At 41.1% G+C, this 18,270-nt stretch carries 30 protein-coding genes; 19 read left to right on the forward strand and 11 right to left on the reverse strand.

Going from position 1 to position 18,270, the window contains the following annotated elements; translation table 11 throughout:
* Window positions 1-27: 27 nt before the first annotated feature.
* The 3 genes from LG330_RS01900 to LG330_RS01910 are packed head-to-tail and all read right to left on the reverse strand — an operon-like array spanning window position 28 to window position 2,862.
* Entirely contained in the window at window positions 28-891 is an 864-nt protein-coding gene (locus LG330_RS01900; RefSeq protein WP_404407032.1) for a F510_1955 family glycosylhydrolase, read from the reverse strand.
* Window positions 879-1,553, reverse strand: coding sequence for a response regulator transcription factor (locus tag LG330_RS01905; RefSeq protein WP_404407033.1), 675 nt, complete (start codon window positions 1,551-1,553; stop codon window positions 879-881). Before LG330_RS01905 ends, LG330_RS01900 begins: the two co-directional genes overlap by 13 nt.
* Window positions 1,528-2,862 (reverse strand): ATP-binding protein, encoded by a 1,335-nt coding sequence (locus tag LG330_RS01910; protein ID WP_404407034.1) that lies wholly within the window; start codon window positions 2,860-2,862, stop codon window positions 1,528-1,530. The genes LG330_RS01905 and LG330_RS01910 overlap by 26 nt, the downstream gene beginning before the upstream one ends.
* A 156-nt stretch (window positions 2,863-3,018) precedes the next feature.
* Between LG330_RS01910 and LG330_RS01915 the strand changes: the two genes are divergently transcribed.
* From LG330_RS01915 to LG330_RS01925, 3 genes are all read left to right on the forward strand, one after another.
* Window positions 3,019-3,345 (forward strand): four-helix bundle copper-binding protein, encoded by a 327-nt coding sequence (locus LG330_RS01915; protein WP_404407035.1) that lies wholly within the window; start codon window positions 3,019-3,021, stop codon window positions 3,343-3,345.
* Window positions 3,346-3,465: 120 nt separating this feature from the next.
* Entirely contained in the window at window positions 3,466-3,720 is a 255-nt protein-coding gene (locus tag LG330_RS01920; protein WP_404407036.1) for a type II toxin-antitoxin system prevent-host-death family antitoxin, read from the forward strand.
* Window positions 3,717-4,031, forward strand: coding sequence for a type II toxin-antitoxin system RelE/ParE family toxin (locus tag LG330_RS01925; protein WP_404407037.1), 315 nt, complete (start codon window positions 3,717-3,719; stop codon window positions 4,029-4,031). Before LG330_RS01920 ends, LG330_RS01925 begins: the two co-directional genes overlap by 4 nt.
* A gap of 50 nt (window positions 4,032-4,081) precedes the next feature.
* On the opposite strand, the gene LG330_RS01930 is transcribed toward LG330_RS01925, so the two are convergent.
* Both LG330_RS01930 and LG330_RS01935 read right to left on the reverse strand, forming a co-directional pair.
* Window positions 4,082-4,504 carry an NUDIX hydrolase gene (locus tag LG330_RS01930; protein ID WP_404407038.1) on the reverse strand — a complete coding sequence of 141 codons (423 nt, stop codon included), beginning with the start codon at window positions 4,502-4,504 and terminating at the stop codon, window positions 4,082-4,084.
* Between the two features lie 18 nt (window positions 4,505-4,522).
* The gene (locus LG330_RS01935) at window positions 4,523-5,350 is read right to left on the reverse strand and encodes a metallophosphoesterase (protein WP_404407039.1); all 828 of its coding nucleotides are present in this window, start codon (window positions 5,348-5,350) and stop codon (window positions 4,523-4,525) included.
* Between the two features lie 145 nt (window positions 5,351-5,495).
* Here LG330_RS01935 and relB point away from each other — a divergent pair, with 145 nt between their 5' ends.
* A complete protein-coding gene (relB, locus tag LG330_RS01940) occupies window positions 5,496-5,729 on the forward strand; it encodes a type II toxin-antitoxin system RelB family antitoxin (protein WP_404407040.1) in 234 nt (77 codons plus the stop codon).
* A complete protein-coding gene (locus LG330_RS01945; RefSeq protein ID WP_404407041.1) occupies window positions 5,716-5,985 on the forward strand; it encodes a type II toxin-antitoxin system RelE/ParE family toxin in 270 nt (89 codons plus the stop codon). The genes relB and LG330_RS01945 overlap by 14 nt, the downstream gene beginning before the upstream one ends.
* Before the next feature lie 37 nt (window positions 5,986-6,022).
* Here the strand turns inward: LG330_RS01945 and LG330_RS01950 are convergent, their stop codons facing one another.
* A complete protein-coding gene (locus tag LG330_RS01950; RefSeq protein ID WP_404407042.1) occupies window positions 6,023-7,246 on the reverse strand; it encodes a dicarboxylate/amino acid:cation symporter in 1,224 nt (407 codons plus the stop codon).
* Window positions 7,247-7,362: 116 nt separating this feature from the next.
* Window positions 7,363-7,701 carry a cytoplasmic protein gene (locus LG330_RS01955; protein ID WP_404407043.1) on the reverse strand — a complete coding sequence of 113 codons (339 nt, stop codon included), beginning with the start codon at window positions 7,699-7,701 and terminating at the stop codon, window positions 7,363-7,365.
* A gap of 110 nt (window positions 7,702-7,811) precedes the next feature.
* On the opposite strand from LG330_RS01955, the gene LG330_RS01960 reads away from it, so the two are divergent.
* From LG330_RS01960 to LG330_RS01970, 3 genes are read left to right on the forward strand one after another with little or no spacing between them, the layout of a single operon-like run.
* Window positions 7,812-8,267: a GNAT family N-acetyltransferase gene (locus tag LG330_RS01960; protein ID WP_404407044.1), complete on the forward strand. Its 456-nt coding sequence runs from the start codon at window positions 7,812-7,814 to the stop codon at window positions 8,265-8,267.
* Window positions 8,264-9,055 (forward strand): phosphotransferase, encoded by a 792-nt coding sequence (locus LG330_RS01965; RefSeq protein WP_404407045.1) that lies wholly within the window; start codon window positions 8,264-8,266, stop codon window positions 9,053-9,055. Before LG330_RS01960 ends, LG330_RS01965 begins: the two co-directional genes overlap by 4 nt.
* A 53-nt stretch (window positions 9,056-9,108) precedes the next feature.
* Entirely contained in the window at window positions 9,109-9,267 is a 159-nt protein-coding gene (locus tag LG330_RS01970; RefSeq protein WP_404407046.1) for a hypothetical protein, read from the forward strand.
* Window positions 9,268-9,282: 15 nt separating this feature from the next.
* Here the strand turns inward: LG330_RS01970 and LG330_RS01975 are convergent, their stop codons facing one another.
* Window positions 9,283-9,564 (reverse strand): DUF3953 domain-containing protein, encoded by a 282-nt coding sequence (locus LG330_RS01975; protein WP_404407047.1) that lies wholly within the window; start codon window positions 9,562-9,564, stop codon window positions 9,283-9,285.
* An 85-nt stretch (window positions 9,565-9,649) separates the two neighbouring features.
* Between LG330_RS01975 and LG330_RS01980 the strand changes: the two genes are divergently transcribed.
* The 11 genes from LG330_RS01980 (at window position 9,650) to LG330_RS02030 (ending at window position 15,613) form a co-directional block, all read left to right on the forward strand.
* Window positions 9,650-10,009: a cupin domain-containing protein gene (locus tag LG330_RS01980; RefSeq protein ID WP_404407048.1), complete on the forward strand. Its 360-nt coding sequence runs from the start codon at window positions 9,650-9,652 to the stop codon at window positions 10,007-10,009.
* A 196-nt stretch (window positions 10,010-10,205) separates the two neighbouring features.
* Window positions 10,206-10,742 carry a GrpB family protein gene (locus tag LG330_RS01985; protein WP_404407049.1) on the forward strand — a complete coding sequence of 179 codons (537 nt, stop codon included), beginning with the start codon at window positions 10,206-10,208 and terminating at the stop codon, window positions 10,740-10,742.
* Between the two features lie 66 nt (window positions 10,743-10,808).
* The gene (locus tag LG330_RS01990) at window positions 10,809-11,138 is read left to right on the forward strand and encodes a hypothetical protein (protein WP_404407050.1); all 330 of its coding nucleotides are present in this window, start codon (window positions 10,809-10,811) and stop codon (window positions 11,136-11,138) included.
* A 198-nt stretch (window positions 11,139-11,336) separates the two neighbouring features.
* Complete coding sequence (locus tag LG330_RS01995; RefSeq protein WP_404407052.1) at window positions 11,337-11,816, forward strand: DUF2975 domain-containing protein; 480 nt, start codon at window positions 11,337-11,339, stop codon at window positions 11,814-11,816.
* Between the two features lie 11 nt (window positions 11,817-11,827).
* Window positions 11,828-12,043 (forward strand): helix-turn-helix transcriptional regulator, encoded by a 216-nt coding sequence (locus LG330_RS02000; protein ID WP_039806720.1) that lies wholly within the window; start codon window positions 11,828-11,830, stop codon window positions 12,041-12,043.
* Window positions 12,044-12,210: 167 nt separating this feature from the next.
* Window positions 12,211-12,327 (forward strand): RAxF-45 family protein, encoded by a 117-nt coding sequence (locus LG330_RS02005; RefSeq protein WP_404409467.1) that lies wholly within the window; start codon window positions 12,211-12,213, stop codon window positions 12,325-12,327.
* 233 nt (window positions 12,328-12,560) lie between these two features.
* Window positions 12,561-14,411, forward strand: a complete 1,851-nt coding sequence (gene abc-f / locus LG330_RS02010; protein WP_404407053.1) for a ribosomal protection-like ABC-F family protein — start codon at window positions 12,561-12,563, stop codon at window positions 14,409-14,411.
* A gap of 81 nt (window positions 14,412-14,492) precedes the next feature.
* The gene (locus LG330_RS02015; protein WP_404407054.1) at window positions 14,493-14,861 is read left to right on the forward strand and encodes a DUF4440 domain-containing protein; all 369 of its coding nucleotides are present in this window, start codon (window positions 14,493-14,495) and stop codon (window positions 14,859-14,861) included.
* Window positions 14,854-15,066 (forward strand): hypothetical protein, encoded by a 213-nt coding sequence (locus tag LG330_RS02020; RefSeq protein ID WP_404407055.1) that lies wholly within the window; start codon window positions 14,854-14,856, stop codon window positions 15,064-15,066. The genes LG330_RS02015 and LG330_RS02020 overlap by 8 nt, the downstream gene beginning before the upstream one ends.
* Before the next feature lie 16 nt (window positions 15,067-15,082).
* Window positions 15,083-15,259 carry a hypothetical protein gene (locus LG330_RS02025; RefSeq protein ID WP_404407056.1) on the forward strand — a complete coding sequence of 59 codons (177 nt, stop codon included), beginning with the start codon at window positions 15,083-15,085 and terminating at the stop codon, window positions 15,257-15,259.
* 3 nt (window positions 15,260-15,262) lie between these two features.
* Window positions 15,263-15,613: a hypothetical protein gene (locus LG330_RS02030; protein ID WP_404407057.1), complete on the forward strand. Its 351-nt coding sequence runs from the start codon at window positions 15,263-15,265 to the stop codon at window positions 15,611-15,613.
* Window positions 15,614-15,705: 92 nt separating this feature from the next.
* Here the strand turns inward: LG330_RS02030 and LG330_RS02035 are convergent, their stop codons facing one another.
* From LG330_RS02035 to LG330_RS02045, 3 genes are all read right to left on the reverse strand, one after another.
* Window positions 15,706-17,289 (reverse strand): glutathione ABC transporter substrate-binding protein, encoded by a 1,584-nt coding sequence (locus LG330_RS02035; RefSeq protein WP_404407058.1) that lies wholly within the window; start codon window positions 17,287-17,289, stop codon window positions 15,706-15,708.
* Between the two features lie 354 nt (window positions 17,290-17,643).
* Entirely contained in the window at window positions 17,644-17,799 is a 156-nt protein-coding gene (locus LG330_RS02040; protein WP_404407059.1) for a monooxygenase family protein, read from the reverse strand.
* On the reverse strand, window positions 17,796-18,164 hold the full coding sequence (locus LG330_RS02045; RefSeq protein WP_404409468.1) for a DUF5412 domain-containing protein: 369 nt from the start codon (window positions 18,162-18,164) through the stop codon (window positions 17,796-17,798). Before LG330_RS02045 ends, LG330_RS02040 begins: the two co-directional genes overlap by 4 nt.
* Window positions 18,165-18,270 lie beyond the last annotated feature (106 nt).

Below are 18,270 nucleotides of genomic sequence, written 5' to 3' on the forward strand. Positions count from 1 at the left end.
GCAACTCTCAGCTTTTTTAGTAGGACATTATTCTGATGGAATGATGTACTCAGCTGTCCAGCTGGTTCCGCCATCCACCGTCACGGCAGCTTCACCTTCTCCTGTAACTGCATAGATCTGTTCTGAATCAGAGGGGTTCACTGCCAGATACAAAACAGGCTCTTCAAGTGGTATCTGCCCTAATTCTTCATCCTGAGAAATGAACACCTGATTTTTAACTGTGTAAAATTGGCTTTCTGTATAGTGTGCTGCACTTGTTCCTTCACTGTTCTCTTTTAAAGTTACAGTCTCTCCTGCATCAGTGGACTCATAAAGGCCTCTATTTGTTAAAATTGCAATCTGATCCTGATGATCAGGGTGGGCGGACAGACCAAAAACTGACTCTGCTTCAAGACCTGAAAGCAGCATTGATGTCCAGTTGTCGCCTTCATCATCTGTATAATAAAATCCTGCTTCAAGTTCACTATTTCCATGCATCAGCGCGGTATAGAGGCGGCCGGTGTTTTTACCGGCTGACATATAGTGATAATCAGTTTCGCCTGAGAATACAAGCTGTTCAAGTGTTTCTCCCTGGTCAGTACTCTTCACAAGCCCGAGTGGATTTTCAAGGTCGCTTGAAGGTTCGGGATGTCCACTTGCATAAAAGCCTTCCTCAAATGCAGTAAAGCCCATATAATCATGGTTGTTGGTGGTCGAATGAAGCCATGTTTCGTCTCCTTTTTTCAAAAGCCCGTAATGTGTAGCGATCATGAGTTCCCCGTCTACATAGTCCATGCCATGTACGTGAGCATGTCCAGTATCTGCAGTTACTTCTTCGAAAAATGCTTCATCTGACGAGCACGCTGTCAACAGCACCACGCTGCTTAAAAGTCCTGCTTTTATTTTATCCACTTATAACCAACTCCCCATACTGTCTGTAAATGTTCTTCAACAGGAAAGCCTGTCTTTCTAAGCTTTTCCCGGAGGTTTCTGACGTGCGAATCGACTGTACGTCCATCTGTCCATGCTTCATATCCCCAGATAATCGATAATAGCTGTTCTCTCGAGTAGGCGCGTCCAGGGTTTTTCAGGAGCTGCCCGAGGATTGAAAATTCTTTTGGTGTAACCCTCAGCTGTTTCCCTTCGTAAGAAAGCTCATGTGAGAACTCATCCCAGACGAGCCCTTCATATTCAATTCTTCTGGCGAAATCGTCTGAGGTACGTCTGAATACCGCATGAATTCTTGCCACCAGCTCTTCCTCATCAAACGGTTTAACAATATAGTCATCTGCACCGTACTGAAGCCCTTTGACAATATCCTCTTTTTCATGGAGGGCCGTTAGCAGAATGATTGGGACGTCTGAAAATCTGCGAATCATACGGCACGTCTCAAATCCATCCATCACAGGCATCATGACATCAAGAATGAGCAGGTCGGGTTCCTCATTTTTTATTAGCTTGATTGCATCTTCGCCGCTTCTAAGTTTAATACATTCATAGCCGAGCGGTTTAAGGTATAACTCAAGCAGATCCAGCATTCTCTGTTCATCATCTACGAGTACGATCTTCTTCATCGGATACTCCTCTCAGGTCAATGGTGATCTTTAACCCCTGTGTTGTATTCTCAGCAAAAATTGAGGCATGGTGCGCGTCGATAATTTCCTTTGCGATCGCAAGCCCGAGACCTGTACCGCCAGTGTCTCTGTTCCTTGAAACATCCACTCTGTAAAAGCGCTCGAACAAATGAGGCAGCGCCTCCTCTGTGACTCCGGGGCCTTCATCTGTGATTTCAATTTTTTCATTGATAATGGAGACCTTTACTGCCCTTTGAGCGGGGGTATATTTCAGTGCGTTATCTAACAGAATAATCAATACCTGTTCCATCCGTTTTTGATCAATCCACTTAAAATAAGGCTTTTCAGCTTCAACCTGGAGGCTGATTTGTTTTGTTTCAAAAGCCGGCTGAATTCTTTTAATCACCGCTTTTGTAAATCCTGTTATTTCTGTCCTTTCAGGCTCTATTGTAAAGCTGTTTTCTTCTAGTCTTGCAAGCTCAAATAAATCCTCTATCAGCCGGTGAAGTCTGTCTGCTTCTTCATAAATAATCCTCCCGTAAGCTGAATCCTCTTTTTTCAATAACCCTGCATAACCTTTTATATAGGTGGTGGGTGTTCTGAGTTCATGGGCAATTGAAGTGAGGAAAGCTTTACGTGACTGCTGAATTTGATGCAGGTCACCGGAGATTTTTGTGATTGATCTGGCAAGCTCACCTATTTCATCATTTCTTTTTGTCTCAGGAACAGTCAGTACGTCGCCCTGACTAAGTTTCCCCGCTGCTTTTCGAATGGAAAGAAGGGGGCCTGTAATGAAATGGCTTAAGAAATACAGGCTGACCAACAGGAATAAACCCGTTAACAAGGCGGCTATGGCAAAGTGGTGGTTCAGCTCACTGATGAGCGATTGAATCTGGCGGGTAGGTTCAAGCATGATTACCTTTTGACCGTTATTTAAAGGGCTGACAGCAGCTAAAAAGGGTTCATTACGCCAGTCGTCCTCGACAATGCCCTCAGGTGCAGTTAGCCACTCTTCTTTAACAAATGTGTCAGCCTGATTGGACGCTGCCTCAGGTAATCCGTCTTCATTAATGATGACAACTTCGGTCAGGGCATTTTCTTCCATCATGACGACATGGCTCACTGTCGTAGCATTGAAATGATCCGCCAGCACATCCCGGTGGCTGTCGCCGCGCTGCTGTAATCTTTCAAGTTCATTCTCAACCTGTTGATCTACAAGGTGGTCATGTACCAGAAATAAAGAGATCGTCAGAATAATGGCGATTCCTGTTAAATAAAATAGACTGATTTTCAAAGAAATTTTATTCATATTCCTCCCACCTCATTTTCATATAACAAGTATACGCAGATTTTGTGCAGAAAATATGCAGAAACACAGGTTTTTTAATGAATTCAGCAGAATCTGTTTACCAATAATTTCATCGGGAAAGTATGTACTAGAACCTACATAAAGGAGGAACTACAGATGAATCAGCAATACCAGGATTGCCTTGAAGCGTGTATGAAGTGTCTGGAAGCCTGTAATCATTGTTTTGATGCCTGCCTGAATGAAGAGGACGTAAAAATGATGGCGGATTGTATCCGTTCAGATCGTGAATGTGCAGATATCTGCTCACTTGCGATTACTGCGATGCAGACAAACAGTCCGCATGTACGTGAGATTTGCGGATTATGCGCAGAGATCTGTGAAGCTTGTGCAGATGAGTGTGCCAAGCATGATCATGATCACTGCCAGCAGTGTGCAGAAGCCTGCCGCAATTGTGCAGAGGAATGCCGTAAGATAGCAGTTTAATATCAACGAGAAGCCGGCTGATGATGCCGGCTTTTTGTGTTGTTGAATAATTTGTTGTTAAATATTAAGTAATATATGGTGTTGAATTATGATATAATTCTGTTAATAGGAGGGATAAACATGCCAAATATAAAACCAGTTTCAGATCTGAGAAACTACAATGATGTCTTAAAAGATATCAGTGAAGGTGCTCCAGTTTTTTTAACTAAAAATGGACGTGGAAGGTTTGCGATTGTAGACATTAATGAATATGAAAAAAATCAGGCTACAATCAAACTTTTAACAGAATTATTAAAGGCAGAGAAGTCAGTGGAGAAAGATAACAGTTGGATATCAGGTGAGGATATCAAGAAAGAATTGGGGCTGAACGAATGAGAAATATTAGAATCAGCCCCATAGCTAAAAACGACTTATTGGAAATTGAGTATTATATTACTTCTGAATTTGACCACCCCGAAGCTGCCCGAAAAATACTTTCAGAGATCGTTCAGTGCTATGAAACATTAAAATCGCACCACTTAGCGGGTAGAGAGCTCTCCTCGAAGATTTTTATTCCAACAGATTATCGATATTTGATATGTAATGATTATTTGATTTTCTACAAATATGATTCTCAGTTTATATTCATTTACCGAATTATTGCCGCAAAAAGAGATTTTGTCCGAATTCTTTTTGACCAAAAGTGAAATTTATATTTATCCTTTTTCTAATAAACAGCTTTTGTACAGACCAGGAGTTACTTCACTTCCCCCTGAAACACGTAAGGCGCATCACCCTTCAGCAATTGCTTTAAACCACCTTTATAATAAGGCATTAATTCATCAGCCTCACTCAAACTTACCCAATTCACATTCGATACTGTTTCTGTATCCTGAATCTCAATGTCGCCATCCGTTATGCTGGCGGCAAAGGTAATGAAAATTGCATGGTGCTGATCTTTCATCATAAAAGCTTCATTCACAGTCAGAATGCGTCCGAGTTCAACATTCAATCCGGTTTCTTCCCGGGCTTCACGTACTGCTGCATCAGCCAGTGTTTCTCCAGGTTCAACTGATCCACCCGGTAAAGACCAGTTATCATATTTAATATTATGGACCACCAGTACATTTTCTTCTTTTTCATCAACAATCAACGAATACACAACGTCTACCCTTTTCATCATTCCACTCCTCGTCGTTTAATTTGTATTAAGTACAACTTCTACAATTTCAGGCCGGTTAAAAACTCTGAACGGAAAAAGACTGTTTCCAAGCCCCCGGCTGACAACCAGGCTGGAACCATCCACTGCGTGTACACCTGAAGTGTATTCAGGGAAGAGTCCCTGATTCGGCGCGACAAGCCCGCCGATAAACGGTAGTCTGATCTGTCCGCCGTGTGCGTGTCCCGAGAAAATCAGGTCGGGTTGATACTCACGGTAAAGTGAGAACCATTCAGGTCTGTGTGCCAGCAACACGGTAAATGGATCGCTCTCAGCTTCGTTGAAAGCCTGTTGGAGATTAGCGACAGTGGTGAAGGCATCTGAAGGAGAAGGGTCTTCAATTCCTGCTAACTGTATGCTGGTATTATTTTGTGAGATTAGCGTGGTTTCATTTGTCAGCACAGAAACACCTATTTCACTCAGCTTGGATTTCAGTCCTTTGTATTTCCCTGATCGCATTTCATGATTACCAGATACATAGTAAACAGGAGCAATCTGCACCATTTCATCAGCTAGTGTTAAAGCGGGTTCTTCATCATACCGTCTTTCATCAATAATGTCGCCTGTGATCACGATGAGATCCGGCTCAGAGGCTTTGACTTCATCAACAAGCCGCTGCTGATTCTGTCCAAAAGATTTGTTATGTAAGTCTGATAGCTGAAGAATCTTATAATCTTCAAAGGCTTCAGGTATGTTTTCCGCAGTGATTGTATAAGTGCTTTTTGTTAAACGATTATTCTGGTCATACAGAAAGAAGATCAGTATAAAAAGTGCGGGTAAAATCAAAAGCCATTTCTTTCGTTTCATGATGTCCTCCAGGTGAAAAGGTATACGGTTAAGTAACCATACGTTTTCTCACTTAAATTTTTCTAATGAATAAAATAGAGTATACATCTAAATTGCAGGAAATGAAAAAACGTAATACAATGTATGACAAAGGAAGGTGTTAAATATGAGTATGATTTCACTTCGTTTAGATGATGAAGATGAAAAGTTAATTAAGGAATACGCCCAGGCAAATAATATTTCTTTATCGGCGCTTTTCAGGGATGCAGTGCTTGAAAAAATTGAAGATGAAGTTGACCTTGCACTTTATAAGAAAGCAATGGCGGAGCACAAGCAAGCGCCCGATACAGTCTCATTTGATGAAATGATGGAAGAGCTAAATTCAGATGAAGAAGTATAAAGTTGAATTTGAGCGCAATGCTCGTAGAACACTTAAAAAAATGGATCCACATCAGTCCAGGATCATTATGGCGTGGATTAAAAAGAACCTTGTCGATACCGAAAATCCCAGGTTGCATGGAAAAGGGCTGGTAGCAAATCATTCAGGGGAGTGGCGCTATAGAATCGGGAACTATCGATTGATTGCAGACATTAATGATCAAACAATTACAATTTTAATATTAGAAATTGGTCATAGAAAAGATAGTTATAAATAAAAAGCTGCCGGTTTTGAAAACCAGGCAGCTTTTTCGATTAAGCAGCTTTTTTCTTCTCTTCAGTCTTATTAATGACATTTGATCCAACCAGATCTCCTGTCACATTCAGCATTGTTGCACCCATTCCAACAAGCACATCGATGGCTGCAAGCAGTGCAACAGCTTCCATCGGCAGACCGAGCTGTGCGAACACAGTGGCGATCATCACAATACCAGCGCCTGGGACACCGGCTGTTCCGATTGAAGCAAGCGTTCCGACAAGTACGACCATCAGCATTTCAGATAGGCCGAGCGGCTGACCAACAACATTGGCTGCAAAAACGGCTGATACAGCAATCCGGATTGCTGCACCGTCCATATTGATGGTGGCGCCAAGCGGCAGGCTGAAGCCGTATAAGCTTTTTGATAGCCCGAGATTCTTAGCTGCATTCAGTGTAAGCGGCAGCGTACCTGAGCTGCTTTGCGTGACAAAGGCTGTCAGCATCGGTGTTCTTGCCTGCTTGAAGAAAGCAGCAGGGTTGATTTTAAATAGCACCATCACTAAAATGTAGAGTGAAATCTGCACAGCAATCCCTACATACAGCACCATCACAACATTCCAGAGCTCAAGCAGAATGCCTGTACCCTGCGTTCCGACTGTATTTGCAACGATCGCAAATACACCGATCGGCACATATTGCAGCACGCCTCTTACGATGAACATTGTCGCTTCATTTAGTCCGTTAGCGACACTGTACACCTGTTCACCAAGTGCCTGCGTTTCTTCTTTTGAACGAAGATAAGAGATCGCAATCCCGAAAACAATCGCTGTAAAAATAATACCAAGCAGATTGAATTCAGAGAATGCCGTCACAATATTTGAAGGTACAATACTTAAAAGAACACTTACAATACCCGGATTTTCCGGTGCTTCAAATGTCTCACTTGTATCAAGTGTCATACCTGTTCCAGGTGAAAACAGTGAAGCGACAGTCAGCCCGACGATAATGGCAAGTGCTGATGTTGCAGCATAGTACAGAAACACCTTTCCACCCATGCGCCCAAGTGAATTCAGCCTGGTCTGATTCACACCGACAATCAGCGTGAATAAGATCAGTGGCAGAATTAAGAAGTTCAGCAGATTCATCAGCAGATCGCCAAGCGGAGTCAGAACTGACGCCTGTTCACCGAAAATAAACCCGACTGCTGCACCAATCACAAGGGCAATCGTGATCTTCAGAATCAATGAAGCATCCAAATAGCCCTTCCAAATCTTTTTCAATGAAATCCCTCCTAAAATCATTTGATCTATTTAACTTTTTAAAAGTCTATTAATCAGGTCGGAATTAAAGGTAATACAGATCGAAGGGTAAAGTCAAAGGAGTTGCTTACAAAAGGTTATTTGACCGTATCCTCCAGTGCTTCATTTTTCACCTCGAGTATATACTCACTCAGTACATGATCTCTGCCTCCGTGCAACTCATACCACTTTTTAATTCTCGCAATATGTTCACGATCATTTTTTATGTCAGTCTCAATCGCAATATAATCCTCATAGCGATCATATTCCCAGATTGCAAACACTTCAGTCGTGCCATCCTTCTGATCACGCATCCACCTGCCAACCAGGCGTGAGCCATGCTTCAGCTGATTTGGAAAGTTCGTCTCGTTAAAATGGTCATTGAATATCTTAATGAAATTATTTTTGATGATGTAATGCTTTCTTCTGTAGAACATTGCGTATACCCCATTTCTGGAAAATAGTACTCTCTCATATTATTTCTGTTAAAAAAAGGAGAATCCTGCATACGTAGAGAAATAAACTTTTGGAGCAGGAGGGGATGTACTTGTATCAGTACTTTAATGGCCTGGTAATCAGAGAAGGAACGAAGGGAATACCGGCAGAAGAAGTGGAGAAATTGTTTCAGGAAGCAGGCTGGTCGCGCAACATTCCTGACTGGCAAAAGGAAAAATTCACGCTGATCTTTGAAAACTCAACGTGGGCATTTACCGTCTGGGATCATGACAAAATGGTCGGGATGATCAGAGTGATTTCAGATCAGGTTATGGCAGCGAATATCATGGATCTTGTAGTGTCCGCTGATTACAGAGGACAGGGTCTTGCCAAAAAGCTGGTGGAGCTTTGTCTGCAAAAGCTTCCTCACGGTGACTGGTTTGCACACACTTCAGCAAATAACTTTCCGTTTTATCAGAAATGCGGTTTTGAAGTGAAGGACCTGTCTCAAAATGGGACATGTGCCTATTACGGTTACATCAAAGCGAGAGAAGAGGGACACCGTTGACAAGAGGATTAAAGTTCAATATTAATGAAGAATTGCTGAGTAACATTGAAAAATCAACTGGCCGAATTCATCAAATCGATTTGATTGATGATCAGGGATGGACTTCGACTGTACATAAAATATCAGCACAAAATGGGTTGTTTATTTTGAAAAGCTCATTTAAAGAAAAGTATCGTGAGTGGCTGAAGACGGAAGCTGAAGTATTAGAAAAACTTAAAGACCAGCAGGACATTCCAGTACCCGGTTTTATCAATTACATAGAAGAAAGTGGTCACAATCATCTTTTGATGACATATGAAAAAGGCATTACATTGACAAAAGCATTGAGAGGTGCAGGAAATCACGATGAAAAGAAGCAGCTGATGAAAAGCTTTGGAGAGCTGCTGAAGAGGCTTCATGAAACGAAGTCCACCCATTTTAATTGGAATGTAAATTGGATTGAGGGTGAATTGAAAAGAGCAGAACGGTATCTTGAAGCTGGAGAATGTGATGGTGACAGAACGCTGTTTGAAAAGCTCAGGGCTAATCCGCTTCCTGAGATCAGCCAGACGGTGATCCACGGAGACTGCACGACAGATAATGTGATGGTTTCAGATGGGGAAGTTTCGTTGTTTATAGACTTAGGCGGCATGACTGTTGGAGACCCCAGATATGATGTAGCGCTTGCGCTTCGAAAAGTGATGGCTGATATTGAGTTAACTGAGGCCTTTTATAAAGGGTATGGGAGATTTCGTCTCAGTTCTAAGGAGTTCAATTACCTTGAGAATGGGTTGTATGAGTTTTTCTAAATGGAAGGGGTGCAGTAATAGGTGTTTTTATCGTAGTCGTAGGGTTTGCAATCATGGTGTTAGGGTCCATTACGCCTGTCAGTAGTTTCATAGCAATTCCATTATTTATTGTTGTGACAGGACTTGGGCTGTGGCTGACTTACCTTGAAAAGAAGCGGCAGTTTGCAGCAATGAAGGAAGAATTAAGAAAGCAGAACTCATGGCTGGCCTAGCATGAGTTCTGCTTTTTATTGTTTATATAGTTGTATGAGCTGTTCAATTCCGGTACTACTAATCAGAACAAAAGCTCCTAAACTGACATAGCCAATCAACTTTTTATCTTTTTGAATTTCTTCAATCCCCATAACAAGCATCATTACACCAAGCGATAGCATCATCCAGCCTATTAGCAAATTGCTGCCTGTAATCAAACCATGCATTGCAAAGGCGAATGTCACTGCAGCAGCAGTAATTCTGATCAGCTTTAAAGTCATTGTTTCATCCCCATTCAACCAACCTTTTCTGTACATCTATTATAGCACACAGAAAATTCCATTTTAAGTCCTGTATTTTCGTGAAATACCTCCTATACTAGTAAAATAGGGAGGTGCCAGGATGAAAATTTTTCAAATAGAAAAAGATAAAGCGAAGCACGTAACGCATTTCGGCTCAGAATGTTTATTGAATCCCTTAATCTCGTCAAACGGAGAATACAAAACATCATTTGTCACACTGGAAGCAGGCGGCATCATTGGGTTTCATGAGGCAGCGGTTCCACAGTTAATGATGGTCATTAGCGGCTCAGGTGAGGTTTGCAGTGAAGACAAGAAGTATCAGCCGGTAAAGCAGGAGGATGTCATCTTCTGGGAGCGGGGTGAGTGGCATGAAAGCATTTCAGCACAGGGAATGACAGCGTTAATTATTGAAGGCCCTGCATTGAAAGAAAGCCACATTCATTTAAAAGAAACTGTCTGACGCTAAAATGTCATTAGAGATACTTGAGCAATGTTTAATGAATGTCACTGGAAAATCAAGTAACAGTTAATGATATGATAATAAAAGTAAATTTTAGTTATTGAAAAATATAATAAATTTAGGTTCCCTAATTTCACTAAACAGGGTTTTAATAGATGTTAAGTAAACCAAGTTTATTTATATGGGAGGGACCATTTTGAAATTAGGACTAAAAAGAAATGAAGTAAGGTTAGTGGATTACACACCTGAATGGGACGATGAATTTATTAGAGTGAAAAAAGAAATAGTGGAATATACAAACCTTGATGAAAGTCGGATTCAGCACATTGGTAGTACAGCAATTAAAAGGATGTCAGCAAAGCCGATAATAGATATTTTAGTAGGTGTTGAAGATTTAAGGATGGTTGGTAAACCATTACTTCAAAAATTCAGTAAAATCGGTTTTCTGAGATTAAAAGTAGATAGACCTGGAGAAATTATATTGGCAAAATTTACTAATGACACATACGACGAAAAGACACATATTATTCACTTGGTTGAATATCAAAAAAAACTATGGGGAAATCTAGTTTTCTTTAGAGATTATCTGAATTCAAATGAAACCGCTAGAAATGAGTATTTAGAGTTAAAAATAGATTATCTAAAAAAATCATCAAAAGGAATAAATGAATACACGGATTTTAAGGAAGAGTTTGTTAAAAGTATTTTTGAAAAAAGAAAAAGCCAAAAGTGAACGAAACCTTTTTACTGTAATTTAGTCTAACTTTAAAAGATCACCTGAGATAAGGGGGATAAGAACATGTACTGGGAAACGATGCCTGGATGGTTTTGGGCCATGTATTATGGGTTTCTCACTATTACCTTTTTTATGGCCGTGATTAGGATTGGGAGAAAGAGAAAGTTTGTGATGGAGATTCTTGTCTTGATTTTGGTATTTGCAATACCTGTTGTTGGACTGTTAAACAGCGCAACTTCTGTCAGGCTTGTAGAACAAAATGAATTTGAATTTTTTCTATTGCAACTTCAGCAGGGAACTTTCTGGACATTCTTTTCAATCGCAGGTTATTGCGTGATTTTGCTCTGGTGGGCCAGACTATTGATGGAGAAGCGTGTGGCGTCATCTGTATAGTGCAAGAAAAAATATCTAGAGCGCTATATTAAATCTTTCAGGTTTTTATAAAGTCATTAAAAGTCATATATCGCATATGGCTTTTTTTATATATAAACAGCAAATATTTATTGTTTTTCAATAAATAACATGCTAAAATTTTCTTAACTTCAGTCGTGATGAAGAATCATCTATTGTAATAAGTGAGAGGTGTCATTTATGAGTAAAAGTTCAACCATGTTTTTGAAGTTTGTTTTAGTTGTGCTCGCACTGGCTGTTCTGGCGATATGTGTGTTTGCACTGCCGGCACTTTGGAGAGGTGTGGCAGATGATGAGGTGTTTGGCGGATGGGTACGTGGTATTATTATTGGGATGTATGTATCGGGAATTCCTTTTTACTACGCGCTATATCAGTCGTTCAAACTGTTAAACTTAATTGACAGGAATGATGCATTCTCAGATCATGCCGTAAAAGCGTTACGAATGATTAAGTTTGCTGCACTGGCAGTCAGCGCCGTCTATACAGCAACGATGCCTTTCTTTTTCCTGATCGGCCAATACGATGATGCCCCAGGCGTGATTGTGATTGGAATGGTCATCATATTTGCATCATTTGTTGTAGCTGTATTTGCATACGTTCTCCAAAAGTTATTAAGAAACGCAATCGATATTAAAATAGAAAATGATTTAACAGTCTGAGGTGAACATACATGGCAATTGTCATTCATATAGACGTCATGCTGGCAAAAAGGAAAATGAGCGTAACAGAGCTGACTGAAAAAGTCGGCATCACCATGGCCAACCTGTCGATCCTGAAAAATGGAAAGGCAAAGGCGATCCGCTTTTCAACGCTGGAAGCGATCTGCAAAGCACTGGACTGCCAGCCAGGGGATATTATTGAATATGTGCCGGATGAGGATACGTGAGCGAAAAGCTGAAACTGCGATTGTGGTTTTGGCTTTTTTATTTGGCGAATAAAGTGTAGTCGAGCAGTAAAATTATTTATACGTCTCTCCACTTTAAAAAGGAATTGTGCTACAATTACGACAACTTATCTGATCGGAGGTGAAAGGGAATGAATCAATCTGCTGGCATGGCATGTGAAAAACGAATCAGCTTTCTGTATTTTTCACGTGCGCTAATTTTCGATTTTGCCAATTACGGGAGAGGTCTGTCCATTTTTAGCAAAATACGAAAATACACCAGCTGATGAACCATTCTTTTTCGCTATGCGCGGGAGGACTGTCTGTTGATCAGGCAGTCTTTTTTTGTCCAGCTCCAGGCGCTAGCTCCTAGGGTCATAAGCGACGGATCGGTAAAGGGGAACTACACCCATTTTCCAATCCGCGTCTTATGCCTGTCGGAGCTGAACGAGCGCCTTCCGCTTTTCTGCAATGCGTTCAAAAAGACGTATCCTCAGCTGAAAAACTGGAGGAACGGAAAATGTTATTAAAAGCAGAGAATATCGCCAAAATGATGGGCGGTAATATCATATTTGAAGATATGACAATTGAAGTGAAGGTTTCAGAAATACTTGGGCTTGTCGGACCGAACGGATGTGGGAAGACGACGCTGCTCAAGCTGTTGACTGAAAAAGAACCCGTAGATTCAGGGCGGATCATTAAAAAGAAGGGGCTCACACTGGGTTACCTTCATCAGATTCCATCTTATCCTGAAAGCTGGACTGGAAGTGATGTCCTGCTGACTGCTTTTGAAAAGGTGACAGCAGTTGAAAAACAGATGAAAGTAATAGAACAGGAAATGGCTGATGCTTCACCTGAGGAACTGGAACGCCTGCTGAATCAATATGGTGATCAGCAGGAGCAGTTTGCCCTTTTAGAAGGATATGAACGTGATTCAAAAATACAGACAGTGATTAACGGCCTGCAGCTTAACAGATTGGTGGAGTTACCTTTTAGAAACCTGAGCGGTGGTGAGCAGACGAAAATTATGCTAGGAGCCATTCTGCTTACCAACCCGGATTTGCTCGTGCTAGATGAACCGACAAATCACCTCGATATGGATGCGATTGAATGGCTTGAAGAGTTCATTAAAGCACATAAGGGAGCCGTTCTGATGGTTTCCCACGATCGTCACTTTCTCAACCAGACTGCAACCAGGATTGTGGAGATTGAGGACGGAGAGCCATACAGCTACAAGGGGAATTATGATGCATTTGTTAAAGCAAAAGAAGAGCGGATCATGCAGGAGTTTCATCAATATGAAGAGCAGCAGAAAAAAATTAAAAAGATGAAGGAATCAATTCGCAGGCTGAGACAATGGGCAAATGAAGCCAATCCGCCTAATGAAAAACTATTTAAAAAAGCGAAAAGTATGGAAAAGGCACTTGAGCGGATGGAACGTGTGAAAAAGCCTGTGACTGTTAAGAAAATGTCTCTGACTCTTGATGCAGCTGACCGGAGCGGAAAGGATGCCATTACCTTTGAAGCGGTTGGGAAGCGATATGATCACTGGCTGTTCAGAGATGTAAACCTATCTGTTAAATGGCAGGATCATATAGGGATTGTCGGTGGAAATGGTGCCGGAAAATCCACTTTGATCAAAATGATTACAGATGACGTAGAGCCTGATGAAGGGGTATGCCGCATTGGCAGTAATGTGAAAGTCGGGTATCTGTCACAGCTGTTTTCATACAGCGATCCTTCGATGCGTGTCATTGATGTATTCAGGGAGCATGTCTCGATGACAGAGGGAGATGCACGTCACGTACTTGCACGGTTTTTATTTTATGGGTATGACGTTTTTAAAAAGGTGAAGAACCTGAGTGGTGGCGAGCGCATGCGGTTAAGGCTGGCACAGCTCATGCATGATGAGATTAATCTTTTGGTGCTGGATGAACCGACAAACCATCTGGATATAGAGTCACGTGAAGTGCTTGAAGAAACACTGCAGCAGTTTGAAGGGACAATTATTGCAGTATCACATGACCGTTATTTTCTAAATGCTATTTTTGACCGAACGGCATGGATTGAGAATGGGGAACTGACGATTTATGAAGGAACTTATGAATGGACCAGAGAGAAGCGGCCGTTGCCTGTTACTGAGGAGAAAAAAGAAAAGTCGGTTCCGCCAGCGAAGCCTGCTGTTGAGAAAAAGAAACCTGATACAGAAGAGCAGATTGCAGAACTTGAAAAACAAATTGAGTCGATCGATCTCAAGATTGAGTCAGTCGGGGATGATTGGGAGTTTTATGAGCAATTGACGGAAGAAAGAATGAAGCTTCAAGCAGAGCTCGACCGGCTGTATGAGGTGTGGGTGATGCAGGAGTCTTAATAATGGGTAGCGGATTAGCGCACTGTCATTTACAATTAATTGAAATGGCGGTGCGTTTCTTTGATTAGAGGAGGAAGTTAAATGAATGATTTGAAAGAAACCATTTTATTTCATGAAAAAGAGCTGCTGAATAATACGAAAAGGTTATCACTTAGGGACCTGGACCGTCTGATACACGAGAACTTTTTGGAGTTTGGGAAATCAGGTGGCACTTTTAAAAAGGCTGATCTGATGACAGAAGTCGGAGCGGGAACAATTGAGGTAGAAGTTCTCGGATTCGATGTGAGGACACTATCTGAAGATACTGTTCAGGCGATCTATCAGTCACGCAATCAAGTAACTGGTGAGGTTGCTAACAGATGCTCGATCTGGAAGAGAGAGCAGGTTGGCTGGCAGATGATTTTTCACCAGGGGACAAAGGCTGTAGGAATGAGACTGGAAAATGAGTGAATGGATAGATAAAGGATTTCTGTTTCTTCAGTTCGTGGCAATCTTCCTGTTTTACTATCTAATTGCTCAATATATCGCAAACCGCTTTCTTCCTGTAGGTGGAATTGCAGGCTTTGGAGTTGCTTTTTTAGCGATTATTTTCATCTTATTCGCTACCCAATTAACGACTGTGAAAATAAAAGATATTAACCGTTCAAATCCATAAGGAGGCTCTTCAGTATATGACAAAAGTGATTTCAATCGCAGCAGTATCAGGTGGAGGGAAGACAACACTCGCAAAGCAGCTGCTGCAGTCTCTGCCAAATGCAGAGGCATTATACTTTGATGAAATAGAATTCCAGAAAGCGCCTGAAGATTTAACAAAGTGGGTGGATGAAGGAGGAGACCTAAAGGAATAGGGAATGGAACCACTGCTCATCGAAATTGAAAAAATCATCAATCAGACAGAAGCGCCATCTTATTTAATTCTTGATTATCCTTTCAGTTATTTGCAAAGCGACATTGCAGCATGTATTCATCACTCTATTTATCTTGATACGCCCCTTGATATCGCTATGGCAAGAAGGGTGTTAAGGGATCAGAAAACCCGTGAAAGGGTGAGTATCATGAATGAACTGAAGCATTATCTGACTGATAGCCGCCGTGCGTATGTACATATGGAAAGCACTGTTAAGCCTGATGCTGATCTAATATTAGATGGGACGAGGGATCCTGAAATGCTTGTTGCTGATGTTCTAAGTTACATGAAATAAAAAAATCCTCCCATTTATAGTTTCATGGAAGGATAGCGGGTTCAGGAAAACATGTTAGCAAATCTTCATTTGATGAATATGGACCATATTTTTTAATCTGATAATACCGCGTTGTGAAAGAGAATTACACCTGTTGGCAATGCTTCGATATTTTTAAGGTTTTGATTGATGCCGAGTAGGTTAGTTTGGTAGTACAGGAAATCGAATGGAGCTTCGTCTACGATGAGTTCTTGTGCTGTTTTGTAAATAGCTGCTCTGTCTTCATCGTTTTGTTCTTCGATTGCTGCATCTAGCAATTGGTCCAGTTCGGGATTCGCGTATGAATACCTTAATTGATTGTTCTCTGGTTTATTTGAATGCAGGATTGTAAAAAATCCATTATTGGCATCGCCAGTCGCATTGGATCTGCCGAGTAAAAAGAGTTCATGAGATCCAGCACCTGTGTAATCAACAAATGTTCCAAATTCCATGACTTCGATTGAAACAGATATGCCTATTTCTTCTAATTCAGCTTGAATATATGTAGCAATATCAATTCGTGTTCGGTCATCATTTACAGAAAGTTCCACATCGAAACCATCACCGTATCCAGCCTCTTCCAACAATTCTTTTGCTTCCTGTGGATCATAGGACAGACCTTCTACGTCAGCATAGCCAAAATCAGATGGTGCGAGTGGGCTAACAGCTGGTGTTCCATATCCATCTAAAAGAAAATCAACAATTTCATTTTTGTCGATTGCTTTAACGATGGCTTGTCGGACTTTTACATTATTGAACGGTTCTTTGTTGTGGTTGAACCCAAGGAAGTTTGTGTACACACTATCTATTTCAATCACATTAGTTCCTTCGCCTTGAGACACGCGCTCTACATCATTGGGACTAAGTGGATCAATGACATGAACTCCACCAGTTTCCAGTTCAGCAATACGCGTTGCATCTTCAGGAATCACTCTGAATGTTAAAGATTCAATCTCAGGTGCGCCTGCCCAGTGATCCTCGAAACGCGCTAGTGTAGTTTCTTCGCCCGGGATGGATTCTACAAGTGAAAATGGTCCAGTACCATAGGGTTTCTGTTGAATAACAGCACCTAAAGTCTCTCCATTTTCTACAGCTTCCTGATCTTCTGCAATGACTGCTGGACTAATGATGGAACCACCGAAATGAGCCAAATGTGAAGGGAGTGAAGCGAATGGATAATCAAGATGAAAACGTACTGTTTTATCTGATACAACTTCAATCTCATTGACCATTTCATATAAATAACTTGTAGGAGAACCAGTTTCAGGGTCTAAATTACGATCAAAATTAATCTTCACAGCCTCCGCGTTAAAAGGAGTTCCATCATGAAAAACTACATCTTCTTCTAACTGAAATTCCCACGTCACATCATCAATTAGTGTCCATTCTTTTGCTAAACTTGGAACAATCTCCAATTCAGCATTTTGTGCAACCAGACGGTCATATACATTAAATCCAACCTTCCAAGTCGGCACATCATTTGACGCGTGTGGATCAAGCGTCGAAATATCACTCCCTGTAGCAACAATAATATCGCCAGCAGGCAAAGAATCTCCGACCTCCTGAGGATTATTTTCTGAAGAAGTTTCCTCATTACCCGAAGCACAAGCGGCAAGTAAAACTGAAGTAAAAAAAATAACCATAAATGCTTTCTTCATTTTTTGTCCTCCCTAACCAATTACTTCTATCAATTAAAACAATCTAAATCCGACTAGTCAAGTATGTTTTAGTGGTGTGAAGTGATAAATTAGATTGATAAATGGAGAACAGGGGGGATACCTATCCGAATTAACTGCAGCCCGATCTGACCGACAGTCGCCTTTCGTATGTACATATGAAAAGAACAGTAAAGCCTGACGCTAATCTCATACTAGACGGTACGAAAAACCCTGAAGTACTTGCCGATGATGTTGTGAATTACATAAAAAAAGCCGACTTCAACTGAGTTGAAGCCGGCTCAATAAATAGGGGATATGGTTAGTTTGTCCACAAATTAGTTTTTTATACATACCTTACTGAGCTTTTAATCGATCTCCGGCAGACTCCATTTTCTTTCCGACAGGCTGTACACCAATAGCTTTAGATAAACCAAAAGCCGGCATCTTGTTATAAATTGTTTCATAGGTGCCGGGTGCAATCGTATAAGTCTCATGGAAGATCCACCTCAATCCTTCCGGTAATCATACCGCTCTCCAGGCACATCCAGCTCAACACCATTAATCACAACCGTATCCTCATCCAGCCACTCAATCTCAGCTTCTTCTTCACGATACTGCCAAGAAATATTTTTAGTCTTTCCGCTATCATTGGTCACAAGCTCACCCCGCACTGCATATGCAACGGTAGCTCCGCCATTTGTGAGATAGGCTTTTAGTGTATACGTTCCATCAGGAGACGTTTCTTCAGTCATGAATTCACCTTCAGTCAGCCTGTCCATACTATAAAAAAAGAAAAATATAAGCAGCGCGATTAATCCGAGGATTAGAAGAAATCCTGCCAATACACCAATGAGTACTTTCTTAAATACAGCCATGTTTATCAAGTGGAACCTCCGCTTATCAATGCATATTATTTATAATTCAATAATAATTTATTGATAATCAATAAACAAGTGGTTATAATGAATTTATTGGAAATAT

The sequence above is a fragment of the Jeotgalibacillus malaysiensis genome, assembly GCF_044789845.1.
Taxonomy (GTDB): domain Bacteria; phylum Bacillota; class Bacilli; order Bacillales; family Jeotgalibacillaceae; genus Jeotgalibacillus; species Jeotgalibacillus malaysiensis_A.